Here is a 14435-nt window from a genome sequence, read left to right as displayed (position 1 = left end):
CGAGACCCATTATATGTGGCGCGCCTTTGATCACGAAGGCGAAGTTCTTGATGCCCTAGTCACCAAACGTCGAGATCGCAAAGCAGCATTGAAATTCCTCAGAAAATTGATGAAGCGCTACGGTCAACCGGAAAAGATCGTCACCGACCAACTGCGCTCCTACGGGGCCGCAATGAAGGAGATCGGAAACGCGGATCGGCAGCGTACAGGGCGCTGGCTGAATAACAGGATCGAAAATTCCCACCTTCCCTTCCGACGAAGAGAGCGGGCCATGTCCCGCTTCAGGCGTATGCGAAGTTTGCAGAAATTCGCCGCCGTCCACTCTTCAATCCATAACTTGTTCAATTCGGAGCGCAGCCTCTACAGCAGACAAAATTTCAAGCGAAACCGCGCCGCTGCTCTGGCTGACTGGCGCGATCTCTGCATCGCATAAAGGACAGGCTCACTGTCCAAGTAGAGACGCGTTCGAATCTGTCTGACAGCACCACACTATTAAGTTGGAACATGGCCTGTAAGTGTTTGAAGGTTTAAGCCGTATATACTTGGAAAAATTCTCGCCAAGGTATTGTTTTATGGAAAATAGTTCCGTCCTCCTCGGTCCGCCATTTCCCCAAAACTCACGGCTCGATAGCGATCGTTCCGGTGACCTCCAGCCCATCGGGCGTACGGCGTGTCACGACAATCTCGCCGGACCGGGCGTAACTTCCCGACAGCGCGCGCACATTCACCTGATGCGTGACAAGCAATACGATTTGATCCTCAGGCAGATCGCGGATCCGTGCCAGTGTCTCTTTCGTTTGCGCCTCCCGGTCACCCTGCCCGGCGAAGTGAGAGTTGAGCGAGGGCGCTTCGGTCACCTTACCCATATCCAGTAGTTTCGCAGTCTCCAGACACCGGCACCATTGGCTTGACCAGACCGCATCGAACGCGACGCCGGACGCGCGCATCATCTCGCCGATCTCCCGCGCCTGCGCGCGGCCCCGGTCATCCAGATTACGCTGAGTCGTGCAATCGCGAAGCTCGAAATCCGCCGGATCGCCTGTGCCCGGCGCTAAAGCGTGACGCATCAGCACAACTGCGCCCGGCTCTTTCAGCAGGCTCCAGTCCTGCGCTACCGCAACGCCCCCGGCAAAAAGGCCCCAGAAAACCGCGCATACTGCAAAGATAGATCTCATGCCATTGCCTCCGTTTGACGAGAAGATAGATTGCGCTTCTCACCCGACCACCCGTCGTGCAGGATCGCCCAATGATCCATACCTTGTTCCGCTTCGCGATCTTCAACCTCACGCTGTGTCTGGTCCTCAGCCAGGGCGGTCGCGCGTCCGAGCCGGTGTTGTGTCCACAGACCTCCGTCACGGTCGAGGCCGCGAACCCGGAAGATGCCGCGCGCTCCTGCCGCGCCGCTCAAACCGCGATCGCGCAAATGACGCAGTGCGAGATGCCGCTCGATCGACCGATCACCCTGACCCTGCGTGAGGAATTGGCGAAAGACTGTCTGGGGCTATACCATTGCGGCGAGGACCGCATCGACCTGCTCTCGCCACGGGCGCTGGAAGAGGCCCGGTCGGAAACCAGCGCCTTCGCGCACCTTCCCACGCCCCGTTTTTTCGACACGCTGGTGGCGCACGAACTCGCCCATGCGGCGTTCGATGCGCGGCCCTGCCCGCTTGAAAGTTGCGTGGTGGCGGCTGAGTACCTGGCCTATACCGCCCAGGTCCGCGTGCTGACCGAAGCCGAACGCGCGCCGTTCAAGGCCATGACCGAGACGCGCACAATCTCGCGCGACGAAATCAATGTCATGCTGCTGTTCATGGCGCCGCAAAGCTTTGCCCGCAAGGCGTGGGCTCATCTCAACCAGCGGCCCGATCCCTGCGCCTTCGTGGGTCAGGTCATGTCAGGCCATGTTCTGATGGACCGCGTGCACCCCTGAGCGCAGCGCTCAGCCGTCGATCTCTACAATCACCAACTCGCGCTCGGACGCGCCCTTGGCATGGTTCAGCGCTTGCTGATAATCGTCGCTGCGATAACACTGCTCGGCCGCTTCCAGACTCGGGAAACGGGCGACCACATTACGCGGGCGCTCCTTGCCCTCAAGCTGCACAAATCGCGCCCCGCGTGCCAGAAACTCGCCACCATGCGCAGCGATGGCGGGACCCGCCAGCTTGGCGTATTTGCCATAGGCCTCTTCGTCGGTCACGGTCACATGGGCAATCCAAAGCGCGGGCATCACGGTCTCTCCTTCAAATGCCGTCCACAATCACCATGTCGCGTTTGCTCGACGACATGGCGATGGGCAGAATGCGTTGATAGTCATCGGAATGGTACCATTCGAGCGCGGTCTGTCGGTCGGGGAACTCGATGATGACATGCCGGTCCGGGCTATTGCCCTCGACCTGCACCTGGGTGCCGCCCTTGGCCAGGAAACGCCCGCCGACCATTTCGACAAGGGCCTGCGTCTGACTTGCATAGGCTTGGTAATCTTCCGGGTTCGTCACGGTGATCCGGGCAATCAGGTAGGCGCTCATGATCTTTTCCTCCCAAAGGATGCCGGGCGGATCAGCCGCCCAGAACCCGTTCCGCCGCCGCGATCGCGGCGTCGGCGTTGCTGGCATCCTTGGCCCCGCCTTGCGCCATATCGGGCCGGCCACCGCCACCCTTACCGCCAAGCTCGGCCACCACCGCCTTGACCAGATCAACCGCCGAGTGGGCGTCGGTCAAGTCCTTCGTCACTCCGGCGGCGACGGCGACTTTCCCATCCGCCTCGCCGATCAGAAGGACTGCGCCCGACCCAAGCTTCGCCTTCATCTCGTCGATCAGTGGCGGCAGTTCCTTGCCGGACACGCCCGGCAGCACTTGTGCGAGAAACTTGATGCCTCCCACATCCTTCGCCTCGGGCCCGCTTGTGGCACCGCCACCCATGGCCAGCTCGCGGCGCAGCTGCGCCACCTCGTTCGACAACGCTCGCCGTTCGTCGAGAAGCGCGCGTAGCCGGTCCAGCACATCGGCTGGCTGCGCCTTCAACTCTTGCGCCACCTCGGCCAGTTGCCGTTCCTTCAGGCTCAGATGCTTGCGCGCGGCCTCGCCGGTCAACGCCTCAATCCGGCGCACGCCCGAGCTTGAGGCGCTTTCCCCGATCGCCACGAAAAGCCCGATATCGCCGGTCTGACGCACATGGGTGCCGCCACACAGTTCGATCGAATACGTTTTTCCGTCCATGCCCTTACCCGAGGCGGGATCGATTCCCATCGACACGACGCGAACCTCGTCGCCGTACTTCTCTCCAAAAAGTGCCTGCGCACCCAGCTCGCGGGCGTCATCCGGCGCCATGATCCGTGTCTCGACCGGGGCATTCTGACGGATATAGGCATTCACATCCGCCTCGACCTGCGCCACCTCCTCGCCCGTCAGCGCCTTGGCATGGCTGAAATCAAACCGCAGCCGGTCCGGCGCGTTGAGGCTGCCGCGCTGCGCCACGTGATCGCCAAGCGCGTGCCGCAGGGCCTCGTGCAGCAGATGCGTGGCGGAATGGTTCGCGCGAATGGCGCTGCGGCGTCCATGATCGACCTCAAGCTGCGCCGGTGTGCCTTTGACGATCTCGCCCCCCTCGATTTCCGCGAAATGGATAAAGACACCAGCCACTTTTTTCGTGTCGGTGATCTTGGCCACGGCAGTTTCGGTCCGAAGCCAGCCGCTATCGCCGACCTGCCCGCCGGATTCGGCATAAAACGGCGTCTGGTTCAGCACGATTTGCACGGTCTCGCCCTCTGCCGCCCTGTCGACCTGCGCGCCCCCTCTGACCAGCGCAAGGATCTGGCCCTCGGCCACTTCGGTATCGTAGCCGAGAAAGTCGGTCGTGCCATGTGTCTCGGCGATATCAAACCAAACGGTCGAATCCGCCGCCTCGCCCGAGCCGGACCAGGCCGCGCGCGCTTTGGCCTTCTGTTCCGCCATCGCGGCATCGAAGCCCGGCAAATCCACTTCGCGCCCGCGCTCGCGCAGCGCATCCTGCGTCAGGTCGAGCGGGAAGCCATAGGTGTCGTAAAGCTTGAACGCCGAAGCACCTGGCAGGGGGCTTCCCTCGGGCAGTTTTTCCAGTTCGTCGTTCAGAAGCCGCAATCCCCGGTCAAGCGTCTGCTTGAACCGCGTTTCCTCCAGCTCCAGCGTTTCGGTAATGAGCGCCTGCGCCCGTCCGAGTTCCGGGAAAGCCTGGCCCATCTGGCTGACCAGCGACGGCACAAGTCGATGCATCACGGGGTCCTGCGCACCCAGAAGATGCGCATGGCGCATCGCACGACGCATGATCCGACGCAGAACATAACCACGCCCCTCGTTCGAGGGCATGACCCCATCGGCAATCAGGAAGGAGGTCGAGCGCAGGTGATCGGCGATCACCCGGTGGTGCACGTTACCGGGCCCATCCGGGGAGCCGTCCGTGGCGTTCGCGCTGGCCTCGATCAGACTGCGCATCAGGTCGGTGTCGTAATTGTCGTGCTTGCCTTGCAGAAGCGCGCCAATCCGTTCCAGACCCATCCCAGTGTCGATGGATTGCATGTCCAGGTCGCGTTGCGTGCCGTCCTCGAACCGCTCGTTCTGCATGAAGACGAGGTTCCAGATCTCGATGAAGCGGTCACCATCCTCCTCCGGGCTGCCCGGAGGCCCGCCCCAGATATCCGGCCCGTGGTCATAGAAGATCTCGGTGCAAGGGCCGCAGGGGCCGGTCGCGCCCATCGACCAGAAATTGTCATCCGTGGCAATGCGGATAATCCGGTCCTCGGGAAGGCCCGCGTATTTCTTCCAGATTTCAGCGGCCTCTTCGTCGGTATGATAAACGGTGACCAAGAGCTTCGACTTGTCAATCCCGAAATCCTTGGTCAGGAGGTCCCACGCATAACAGATCGCCTGCTCTTTGAAATAATCGCCGAAACTGAAGTTGCCCAACATCTCGAAAAACGTGTGGTGCCGTGCGGTATATCCGACATTGTCGAGGTCATTGTGCTTTCCACCCGCCCGCACGCATTTCTGGCTTGTCGACGCCCTCGTATAATCGCGATGCTCGACACCGGTGAACAGATTTTTGAACTGTACCATGCCGGAGTTCGTGAACATCAGCGTCGGATCGTTGCGCGGCACGAGCGGAGAGCTCGGGACGATCTCGTGATCGTTGCGCCGGAAGAAATCGAGGAATGTCGAGCGGATCTCGTTGAGCGTGGGCATTTGGAGGCGTCTCTTTCGCGGGATGTTGCGCGTCAAAATGGCGTTCCGCTGATGTAGCCGCCCACCGAAGCGCTGTCCACAGCAACGCGCGCACGAAAAAGCCCGGGTAAAAAACCCGGGCCGATCCGATCAGATTATAATGTCCGGTCAGGCCTCGACGATGTCCTCGTCATCGTCGCTCATCTGTCCCTTCATGTCGAAATCAAGCCCGTGCGCGGCGCGGATCTTGTCTTCGATCGCCAGCGCGATGGCCTTGTTCTCTTTCAGGAAGTTTTTCGCGTTCTCGCGGCCCTGGCCGATACGCTCATCGCCGTAGCTGAACCAGCTGCCCGATTTCTCGACCACGCCCGCAGCCACGCCGAGATCAAGAAGCTCTCCGCGCTTGGAAATACCCTCGCCATACATGATGTCGAACTCGACCTGCTTGAACGGCGGCGCCACCTTGTTCTTGACCACTTTCACGCGGGTCTGGTTGCCCACGACCTCGTCACGGTCCTTGATCGACCCGATCCGGCGGATATCGAGACGCACGGAACTGTAGAATTTCAAGGCGTTACCACCCGTTGTTGTCTCCGGGCTGCCGAACATCACGCCGATCTTCATGCGGATCTGGTTGATGAAGATCACCGTGCATTTCGACCGGCTGATCGAGCCGGTCAGTTTGCGCATCGCCTGGCTCATGAGACGGGCGTGCACGCCGACGCTGCTGTCGCCCATATCGCCTTCAAGTTCGGATTTCGGCGTCAACGCGGCCACGGAATCCACCACGATCATGCTGACCGCACCCGAGCGCACGAGCGTATCGACAATCTCGAGGCTTTGTTCGCCCGTGTCGGGCTGTGAAATCAGAAGCTCGTCAAGATCGACGCCCAGCTTGCGCGCATAGATCGGATCAAGCGCGTGCTCGGCATCCACAAAGGCGCAAACCCCGCCCTTTTTCTGCTCCTCGGCCACGCAATGCAGCGTCAATGTCGTCTTGCCCGAACTTTCGGGTCCGTAGATTTCAACGATCCGGCCCTTCGGCAGGCCGCCGATGCCAAGCGCTATGTCCAGCCCAAGCGAGCCGGTCGAGGTCGATTCAATGTCCTGAGCCGGGTTGTCGGCGCCAAGCTTCATGATCGAGCCCTTGCCAAACTGCCGCTCGATCTGTGCCAAGGCACTGTCCAGCGCCTTCTGGCGGTCCGCGTTTTTCTTTGAGTCCATTGTCAAAAGATCTGCCGTTGCCATACCTGTCACGTCCTTATTTCATACGCCAAAGCGGGCGTCCATCGCTGCTTTCGTTCACCTCTTGTTCCCATGGGTATGAAGACAAAAGGAGAACATTTCAAGAAAATTGTCTTGGTTTTATTTTTCGCCAGAAGGGTTAAAGAGTGGTTTATGCCGACAGGCCAAATCCGCACGAGGGACGAGATCGCGCATGCTGGTGTTTTCAAACGACAAGCTGGTGTTTCTGTCGGTGCCCAAGACCGGCACGACCGCGTACGAGGCCGCGCTGGCAACCCGCGCCTCCATAGTCGTGCGCGACCCGCCGGAACTCAAGCACGCGCCGGTCTTCCGCTATCATCGATTCTTCCGCCCCGCCCTCGAGAAATTCGTCGGCGAGGATTTCGATATCCTCGCGGTGATGCGGGACCCAATCGACTGGTTGGGAAGCTGGTACCGCTATCGTCGCCGCAGCGGCATGGAGGGCACGCGCAATTCGACCTACGAAATCAGCTTCGACGCCTTCGTTCAGGCCTATATGCAACCCGACCGGCCGGCCTTCGCAAATGTGGGAAGTCAGGCGAAATTCCTTGAACCGCACAAAAACGGCACCGGCGTCACGCATCTTTTCCGCTACGAGGACCAGGCCGGACTGACGAAGTTTCTAGCCGACAGGCTTGGCGTGGCCGTTGAAACCCGGCGTCTCAACGAGTCGCCCCCGGGCGAGACGTCCCTTAGTCCCGAGACCGAGGCGCGTTTCCGCGACATGTTCGCTGCAGAATACCAGCTTTACGACGGGATCCGCGACGAAGGACGATTTACGCCGCTCCCACGGGGCGCGGCCCCGGCGCATCGCTGACGCAACGCAGCTTACGCAAGGGCCTGCGCAAGATCGGCCCACAGATCGGCCTCATCCTCGATCCCGATCGACAAACGCAAGAGGTTCTCCGGTATACCCGTCTCCGGCTCGATGACGTGCCGATGCTCGACAAGGCTTTCGACACCGCCCAGCGATGTGGCCCGCCCGAACAATTGCAGTTTTGAGGCCACCCGCGCCGCATCCGCGTGCCCGCCCCGCACCAGCACCGACATGAGATACCCAAATCCGCGCTGCATCTGGCTTTTGGCGATGTCGTGTCCACCATGCGACGGCAACCCGGGATAAAGAACCGCCTCGACCGCGTCATGCTGGTCAAGCGACTGCGCCAAGGTCAGTGCGGTCCGGCACATCCGCTCGATCCGAAGCGGCAGCGTGCGCAGGCCGCGCATCAATAGCCAGGCCTCGAACGGGCCGATGATGGCGCCCGCGTCATGGCGATCTCTGGCGACCGCCTGCCAGATAGCGCTGTCTGCATCGCGCACCGAAAGAACCCCGGCCAGCACATCGGAATGCCCGTTCATCACCTTTGTGGCCGAATGCATCACAAGGTCCGCGCCAAGCTCCAGCGGTCGCAGCAGGATCGGGCTCGCCGAGGTGGCGTCGACCGCCAGGATCGCGCCTGCGCGCGCTGCCGCCTTCGACGCACCCGCCACATCCACACTCTTCAGCCACGGGTTCGACGGCACTTCGATCCAAACGAGGTCGGCGGGCTTGGTGCAGGCAGAGCCGAGCGTACCCGCGTCGGCGGCGTCCACTTCATCCAGCGTAATACCGCGCCGGGTGCAAAACGCCCGCGCCCACGCGGTCACACCCCAGTAGATGCCGGACTGGATCACGATCCGCCCCCCGGTAGGCACCTGCCGGAAAAGCGCGGCGACCGCCGCCATGCCGGACGGAAAAAGAAGGCTGGCCGACGCGCCTTCCAGCGCACGCAAAACCTCTTCGGCCTGCCGCACGGTATCGTTCTGGTCGCGCCCATAAATGTTGTCGGGACGCAGCAGCGCATAGTCTTCGCCGCGCAAATATGTCGTCGCCACCGAGATCCCCGGCACAACGCCACCCGAGGCCGGCTCATGCGCACCCGCCGCCCGCGCCGCGACCGTGGCCGGTTTCAGCCTGTCACCCGTCATCGTTCACTCCCGTCTCGAAAAGCCGGCCCGGCCCCCAGCCCCGCGCATCCACTTTCGCCTGCCGCAGCAGATCCCAGATCAGTGCCTGGTTCGAACTGATCACCGGCACGCCGATTGCTCGCTCGGCGGCTTCGATGATCCCGAAAGTCCGCAGGTTGGTGCAGGATGCGAACACCGCATCCACCTCGCCTGCGGCCACGGCGGCGCGAATCGTGTCGAAGGTCGAGCCTTCGGAAATGCGGGCGACGCGCCGGTCGTCTTCCTCGCCAAAACTGACCTCGCGGACGACCATGATGCCCCGCGCCTCCAGAAACGCGCGCATCGGCGCCGCGACTTGCGCCGTGTAGGGGGTGATCAGGGCAATTTTCTTGGCCGCAAGCACGCGCAGCCCCGCTACCACGGCACTGATCGGGTTCACGACGGGCACATCGGCATGCACCTCTCGCACCCGAGCAGTCACCGTGTCGGGGCCGATGAACACCGATGCAGACGTACAGCCATAGCCCACCGCCGCAAGCTCTTGCGGCAACAGCGTGACCGCATCGCGCAGTCGCCTCTCCATGGCGCGCAGGCCTTCCGGCGTCACCGCATGATCCGAATAGATCCGGTTGTGAAGCAGGTTGACCGCGCGGCCGGACAAAACCTGCCGCGCCTCGAATTCGAGCGTCTCGTCCGTCGACAGCACCACAAGACCCAGCCGAAGCCCGCCGCCTGCCCCGGCATCCAGAACCGCGGTCATGCTTGCGGCCTGCTGATCGTGCCGCCCGACACGGCCGCCGCCACCCCCGTGGTGCCCGGGCACGAGGTCGGCAAACCGCGCGCAACACGCACCGCGAGATGCGCAAAGGCCTGAGCTTCCAGCATGTCACCATCAAGGCCCACCGCCTCGACCGGATCAACCACGCAATCCAGCGCCGCTCGCAGCATCGCCATCATCACCGGGTTCTTGCGCCCGCCCCCGCAAACCAGAAGGCGTTCGGGCGCTTGCGGACAATGCTCCATCGCCTGCAAAACCGCCGCCGCCGCCATGCCTGTCAGCGTCGCCACGGCATCCGCGTCCTCCAGCTCGGCCACCAGCGACAGCATGTCGGCGAACTCGTTCCGGTCAAGCGATTTGGGCGGCATCTTTCGGAAATACGGCTCATCGAGGAACAGCTCCAGCGCGCCCTGAGCAACCTCACCCTGCAAGGCCAGTTTGCCATCTTCGTCGAACGCCACCCCGCGCCGCGACGCCATCAGGTCATTGATTGGCGCATTCGCCGGGCCCGTGTCGAACGCAAGCAACGCGCCCGCCTCCTCGGGCCTGTCCCGAACCGGATCAATCCAGGTCAGGTTGCCGACGCCCCCGAGGTTGAGAAAGGCAAGCGGCCGCTGTGCCCCCATTCGCTTGGCCAGCGCGAAATGGAAAAACGGCGCCAGCGGTGCACCCTCGCCGCCTAGTTCCACATCGGCGCTGCGAAAATCCCAGACGACCGGCACGCCCAAGGCCTCAGCCAGCGTGCTGCCATCGCCAAGCTGGTGGGTCCCGCGCCCTTTCGGGTCATGCGCCAGGGTCTGGCCATGAAATCCCACGATTTCGACGCCGGAAAAACGGCGCAGCGCCTCGATATGCGCGGCCTCGACAAGATCCTGTGCTCGCCCAAGGTCGTTCGCGCCCGGCCATTTGCCAAGTGCGTCGCGCAAAACCGCCTCTTCCTCAGGGGAATACGCCCGGTATCCGGTTTCGCCGAAATCGAAGATCACATCTCCATCGGTCAGCACCATCGCGGCGTCGACCCCATCGAGCGAGGTACCCGACATGGCGCCGAGGGCCCATACCGGCCCGCTAGCCTTTCCGGCCTTCAACATGGCCTTTTCCTTCGCCCAGAGCCTGCCTATACATGCCGCGCAAACATTGGCGGGACAAGAGATATGACCTATCACCCCAAGTCCGAATTTCTGCGCGTGATGATCGAGCGCGGCTTTCTGGCCGACTGCACCGACATGCAGGGGCTGGACGAGGCGCTCATGGCCGGTCCGGCGCCCGCCTATATCGGCTTCGACGCAACCGCGCGGTCGCTGCATGTGGGCTCGCTCATCCAGATCATGATGCTGCGCTGGCTGCAGAAGACCGGCCACAAGCCCATCACCCTGATGGGCGGCGGCACGACCAAGGTCGGCGACCCAAGCTTTCGCGCCGATGAACGCCCGCTGCTCGACGACGCCGCGATCCAGGCCAATATCGACGGGATTCAGCGCGTTTTCGCGGCCTATATCGAGTACGGCGACACGCCTTCCGGCGCCCTGATGATCAACAATGCCGAATGGCTCGATCAGCTCAACTACATCGCGTTCCTGCGCGATATCGGACGGCATTTCTCGGTCAACCGGATGCTCAGCTTCGAGTCTGTGAAATCCCGGCTCGACCGTGAACAGTCGCTTTCTTTCCTCGAATTCAACTACATGATCCTGCAGGCCTATGACTTCCTGGAGCTGAACCGCCGCTACGGCTGCATCCTGCAGATGGGCGGCTCGGACCAGTGGGGCAATATCGTAAATGGCATCGACCTAACGCGCCGGGTCCTCGATCACGAGGTCTACGGCCTGACATCGCCCCTGCTGACCACCGCGGACGGGCGCAAGATGGGCAAGTCCGCCGATGGTGCGGTCTGGCTCAACGCGGATATGTGCCCGCCCTACACGTTCTGGCAATTCTGGCGGAACACAATGGATGCGGATGTGGGCCGCTTTCTGAAGCTCTACACCGAACTGCCCGTGTCCGAATGCGACCGCCTGGGGGCGTTGCAAGGCTCGGAAATCAACGAAGCGAAGATCATCCTAGCCAACGAGGTCACGACGCTGCTCCACGGGGCCGAGGCCGCGCGCGCCGCCGAAGCGACCGCGCGAGAGGTCTTCGAGAAAGGCGGCGTCGGCGACGATCTTCCGACACTGGAACTTTCGCCCGACGAAATCGGGGACGGCATTTCCATAGTCCAGTTGATCGTCAAATCCGGGCTGGCCAAATCCGGCAAGGAAGCCAAGCGGCTGATCGCCGAGAACGGCGCCCGGCTGGATGACGCGCCGCTAACCGATGCGGGACTCATGCTCGACCGTGCAGCGCTCGAGGTTCCGGTCAAGCTTTCGGCCGGGAAAAAGCGGCATGCGCTGGTGAAGATCGAAAGCTGAGCCCTGCGAGATGCCGACCTGTGCAGGCAGTCCAGAGTGTTCTCTTCGGGGAACACCCACGACCCGGATCGGAGGGTAACCAGACATGTCAGACCAGATCGCCGATGCGCAGACCGGCGGCATGGGCCGGTTCGAACGGTGGCTGTCGCTTTGGGTTGCGCTGGCCATCGGGGCGGGTCTTCTCCTCGGCAATCTTGTCCCTGGGGCGTTCCGGGCCCTCGCGGCCCTCGAAATCGCCTCGGTCAACCTGCCCGTCGCGCTTCTGATCTGGGCAATGGTTTTTCCGATGATGGTAGGCGTCGATTTCAAGGCGCTGCGGCACGTCGGCGATACGCCGAAGGGCCTCGCCATTACCCTGACCGTGAATTGGCTGATCAAGCCCTTTACCATGGCGGCGCTCGGCGTGCTTTTCTTTCACCACGTCTTCGCCGATCTGATCCCGCCGGATGACGCACAGGCCTATCTCGCCGGGCTCATTCTTCTCGGGGCCGCGCCCTGCACGGCGATGGTTTTCGTGTGGTCGCAACTGACCCGCGGCGACGCCACCTATACCCTTGTTCAGGTCTCGGTGAACGATGTCGTCATGGTGTTCGCCTTCGCGCCGATCGTGGCGCTGCTTCTCGGGGTCAGCGATATCGACGTGCCCTGGACCACCCTGATCCTTTCTGTCGTCCTTTATATCCTGATCCCGCTTGCCGCCGGCATTCTCACCCGGGCGCGGCTGATCGCGCGCGGCGGCGAAACCGCCGTCGACATGTTCCGCGAACGGGTCAAACCGGGGACGGTGATCGGGCTGCTGTTTACCGTCGTGCTTTTGTTCGGCTTTCAGGGACAGGTCATTTTGGACACGCCGTTGGTCATTGCGATGATCGCGGCGCCGCTTTTGCTGCAAAGTTACGGTATCTTTCTGATCGCTTACGTCCTGGCGCGGGTGTGGCGCGTACCGTTCCGCGTGGCCGCGCCCTGTGCGCTTATCGGCACATCGAACTTCTTCGAACTGGCGGTCGCCGTCGCGATCAGTCTTTTCGGTCTCGGCTCCGGCGCGGCGCTGGCCACCGTGGTCGGGGTTCTCGTCGAGGTGCCGGTCATGCTGTCGCTCGTGGCCTTCGCCAACCGGACCCGGCACTGGTTTCCCGACTAAGACCACACGGAGAACGAGGTCTCAACCCCGCGCCGAAAGCGCCTCGGTCAGCAACGCATGAACACTGTCACCATCGACGTCCTCGGCCACAAAAGCCTGACCGATGCCCCGCGCCAGGATGAATCTCAGCCGTCTGTCAATCACCTTCTTGTCCTGCCCCATAAGGTCGAGAAGACCCGCCGCATCGGGCAATTCGCCTTCGATATCCGTAAGATCCGCCTTCATGTTCATGTCGCGAAGATGCGCGCGCACGCGGCTCGGGTCCTCCTGCGGGCAAAGCCCCAGACGCGCCGAAAGGTCGAAGGCCAGCGCACAGCCGATGGCGACGCCCTCGCCATGCAACAATCGGTCGGAATACCCCGTCGCTGCTTCGAGCGCGTGGCAGAACGTATGCCCCAGGTTGAGCAGCGCCCGATCGCCCTGTTCCGTCTCATCCCGCACGACGATCTCGGCTTTCATTTCGACCGAACGTTTCACCAGCCTGATCCGCGCCGCCATATCGCCTTCGGCGGCCAGCGACGCGTTGGCCTCAAGCCATTCGAAAAACTCCAGGTCTCCCAATAGCCCGTATTTCACAACCTCACCGTAGCCGGCGAGGTAATCGCGTGGCTGCAATGTGCCCAGAACCTCGGTATCGGCCAGAACAAGGCTCGGCTGGTGAAAGGCCCCGATCAGGTTCTTGCCCTGCGGCGCGTTGATCCCCGTTTTCCCCCCGACCGAGCTGTCGACCTGCGCCAGAAGACTGGTGGGCACCTGCACGAACCGCACGCCCCGTCGCAGAACCGCCGCCGCGAATCCCACCAGATCGCCGATGACCCCGCCACCCAACGCGATCACCACGTCCCGCCGTTCGATCCGCTGGTCCAGAAGCCACTCGACCGCGCGTTCGAAATGCTGCCAGGATTTCGTCGCCTCCCCGGCCGGAAGTGTCAGGGCAGAACTAGAAATTCCATTTTTTTCCAAACCACTTACAAGGCGCTCCAGGTGCAATAGGCCAACGTTTTCATCCGTGATGATCGCCACTTTCGGCCGGTGCAGAAGCGGGCCGATCAAGTCACCGCTCCGCGTCAGCAGACCGGGACCGATATGGATGTCATAGGCGCGCCCTTCGAGCGGGACGTGGACGGTTTCGGTCATGCTACGGGCTCCAGAACGTCGGGCCGGGTGCCAAGCGCCTCCAGCACCTTGGCCGCCATGGTGTCGATGGAATACTCAGAACGCGCTTCGACCGCCAGATCGGCGAGGCTGTAAAACGGCAACCGCGCCTCATAAAGCATTGTCAGCGTCGCCTTGGGATCTGCGGTCTTCAGCAACGGTCGAGTGTCCTTGTGCTTCACGCGGCTCCAAAGAAGCTCCAGATCGGCCTTGAGCCAGACCGAAGCGCCTTTTTGCGCGATAAGATCCCGGTTGCGCTCGGCCAGAAACGCCCCGCCACCGGCAGAGATGATCCCCGAAGGCCCATCCAGCAGCCGCGCAAGGACCTGCGTTTCACGATCGCGAAAGAATGCCTCGCCGTCGCGCTTGAAAATCTCCGCGATCGTCATGTTCGCAGCGGTCTCGATTTCCATGTCCGAATCAAGGAACGGAACATCAAGAAGATTGGCCAAAGCCTTGCCAACAGCGGTTTTTCCCGCACCCATCATACCCACGAGCACAACCGATTTCTTGAGTTGCCACCCACCTTCGGACACGATCTGTCGGC

15 protein-coding genes are annotated in these 14435 nt (G+C 62.2%); 5 read left to right on the top strand and 10 right to left on the bottom strand.

Features of this window, described 5'->3' with window-relative positions; translation table 11 throughout:
• On the top strand, positions 1 to 433 hold a 433-nt coding region (locus EZV60_RS18505; RefSeq protein WP_135507481.1), incomplete at its 5' end, for a DDE-type integrase/transposase/recombinase.
• 184 nt (positions 434 to 617) lie between these two features.
• On the opposite strand, the gene EZV60_RS18500 is transcribed toward EZV60_RS18505, so the two are convergent.
• On the bottom strand, positions 618 to 1175 hold the full coding sequence (locus EZV60_RS18500; RefSeq protein ID WP_210115125.1) for a histidine phosphatase family protein: 558 nt from the start codon (positions 1173 to 1175) through the stop codon (positions 618 to 620).
• A 71-nt stretch (positions 1176 to 1246) separates the two neighbouring features.
• On the opposite strand from EZV60_RS18500, the gene EZV60_RS18495 reads away from it, so the two are divergent.
• Positions 1247 to 1930, top strand: a complete 684-nt coding sequence (locus EZV60_RS18495) for a DUF6639 family protein (RefSeq protein WP_135507479.1) — start codon at positions 1247 to 1249, stop codon at positions 1928 to 1930.
• A 9-nt stretch (positions 1931 to 1939) separates the two neighbouring features.
• On the opposite strand, the gene EZV60_RS18490 is transcribed toward EZV60_RS18495, so the two are convergent.
• From EZV60_RS18490 to recA, 4 genes are all read right to left on the bottom strand, one after another.
• Positions 1940 to 2227 carry a DUF1330 domain-containing protein gene (locus tag EZV60_RS18490; protein ID WP_135507477.1) on the bottom strand — a complete coding sequence of 96 codons (288 nt, stop codon included), beginning with the start codon at positions 2225 to 2227 and terminating at the stop codon, positions 1940 to 1942.
• A gap of 13 nt (positions 2228 to 2240) precedes the next feature.
• Positions 2241 to 2525 carry a DUF1330 domain-containing protein gene (locus tag EZV60_RS18485; RefSeq protein WP_135507475.1) on the bottom strand — a complete coding sequence of 95 codons (285 nt, stop codon included), beginning with the start codon at positions 2523 to 2525 and terminating at the stop codon, positions 2241 to 2243.
• Positions 2526 to 2556: 31 nt separating this feature from the next.
• Positions 2557 to 5214 (bottom strand): alanine--tRNA ligase, encoded by a 2658-nt coding sequence (gene alaS, locus EZV60_RS18480; protein WP_135507473.1) that lies wholly within the window; start codon positions 5212 to 5214, stop codon positions 2557 to 2559.
• A 147-nt stretch (positions 5215 to 5361) separates the two neighbouring features.
• Positions 5362 to 6441 carry a recombinase RecA gene (gene recA, locus EZV60_RS18475; protein ID WP_135507471.1) on the bottom strand — a complete coding sequence of 360 codons (1080 nt, stop codon included), beginning with the start codon at positions 6439 to 6441 and terminating at the stop codon, positions 5362 to 5364.
• Positions 6442 to 6631: 190 nt separating this feature from the next.
• Here recA and EZV60_RS18470 point away from each other — a divergent pair, with 190 nt between their 5' ends.
• Positions 6632 to 7276 (top strand): sulfotransferase family 2 domain-containing protein, encoded by a 645-nt coding sequence (locus EZV60_RS18470; protein ID WP_135507469.1) that lies wholly within the window; start codon positions 6632 to 6634, stop codon positions 7274 to 7276.
• 11 nt (positions 7277 to 7287) lie between these two features.
• Here EZV60_RS18470 and EZV60_RS18465 read toward each other — a convergent pair whose 3' ends face one another.
• From EZV60_RS18465 to EZV60_RS18455, 3 genes are read right to left on the bottom strand one after another with little or no spacing between them, the layout of a single operon-like run.
• Positions 7288 to 8427, bottom strand: coding sequence for a trans-sulfuration enzyme family protein (locus EZV60_RS18465; protein ID WP_135507467.1), 1140 nt, complete (start codon positions 8425 to 8427; stop codon positions 7288 to 7290).
• On the bottom strand, positions 8417 to 9166 hold the full coding sequence (locus EZV60_RS18460) for a maleate cis-trans isomerase family protein (RefSeq protein ID WP_135507465.1): 750 nt from the start codon (positions 9164 to 9166) through the stop codon (positions 8417 to 8419). Before EZV60_RS18460 ends, EZV60_RS18465 begins: the two co-directional genes overlap by 11 nt.
• Positions 9163 to 10275, bottom strand: a complete 1113-nt coding sequence (locus EZV60_RS18455; RefSeq protein ID WP_135507463.1) for an anhydro-N-acetylmuramic acid kinase — start codon at positions 10273 to 10275, stop codon at positions 9163 to 9165. Before EZV60_RS18455 ends, EZV60_RS18460 begins: the two co-directional genes overlap by 4 nt.
• 63 nt (positions 10276 to 10338) lie before the next feature.
• Between EZV60_RS18455 and tyrS the strand changes: the two genes are divergently transcribed.
• Together tyrS and arsB are read left to right on the top strand one after the other, a co-directional pair.
• Positions 10339 to 11592 carry a tyrosine--tRNA ligase gene (tyrS, locus tag EZV60_RS18450; protein ID WP_135507461.1) on the top strand — a complete coding sequence of 418 codons (1254 nt, stop codon included), beginning with the start codon at positions 10339 to 10341 and terminating at the stop codon, positions 11590 to 11592.
• Between the two features lie 121 nt (positions 11593 to 11713).
• A complete protein-coding gene (gene arsB / locus EZV60_RS18445) occupies positions 11714 to 12733 on the top strand; it encodes an ACR3 family arsenite efflux transporter (protein ID WP_210115126.1) in 1020 nt (339 codons plus the stop codon).
• Positions 12734 to 12754: 21 nt separating this feature from the next.
• On the opposite strand, the gene aroB is transcribed toward arsB, so the two are convergent.
• The gene (aroB, locus tag EZV60_RS18440) at positions 12755 to 13870 is read right to left on the bottom strand and encodes a 3-dehydroquinate synthase (RefSeq protein WP_135507457.1); all 1116 of its coding nucleotides are present in this window, start codon (positions 13868 to 13870) and stop codon (positions 12755 to 12757) included.
• Positions 13867 to 14424, bottom strand: coding sequence for a shikimate kinase (locus tag EZV60_RS18435; RefSeq protein ID WP_425353577.1), 558 nt, complete (start codon positions 14422 to 14424; stop codon positions 13867 to 13869). The genes aroB and EZV60_RS18435 overlap by 4 nt, the downstream gene beginning before the upstream one ends.
• Positions 14425 to 14435 lie beyond the last annotated feature (11 nt).

The organism is Roseovarius aestuariivivens, from assembly GCF_004761875.1.
GTDB classification, from domain to species: domain Bacteria; phylum Pseudomonadota; class Alphaproteobacteria; order Rhodobacterales; family Rhodobacteraceae; genus Roseovarius; species Roseovarius aestuariivivens.
This window is presented reverse-complemented; position numbering and strand designations above follow the sequence as displayed.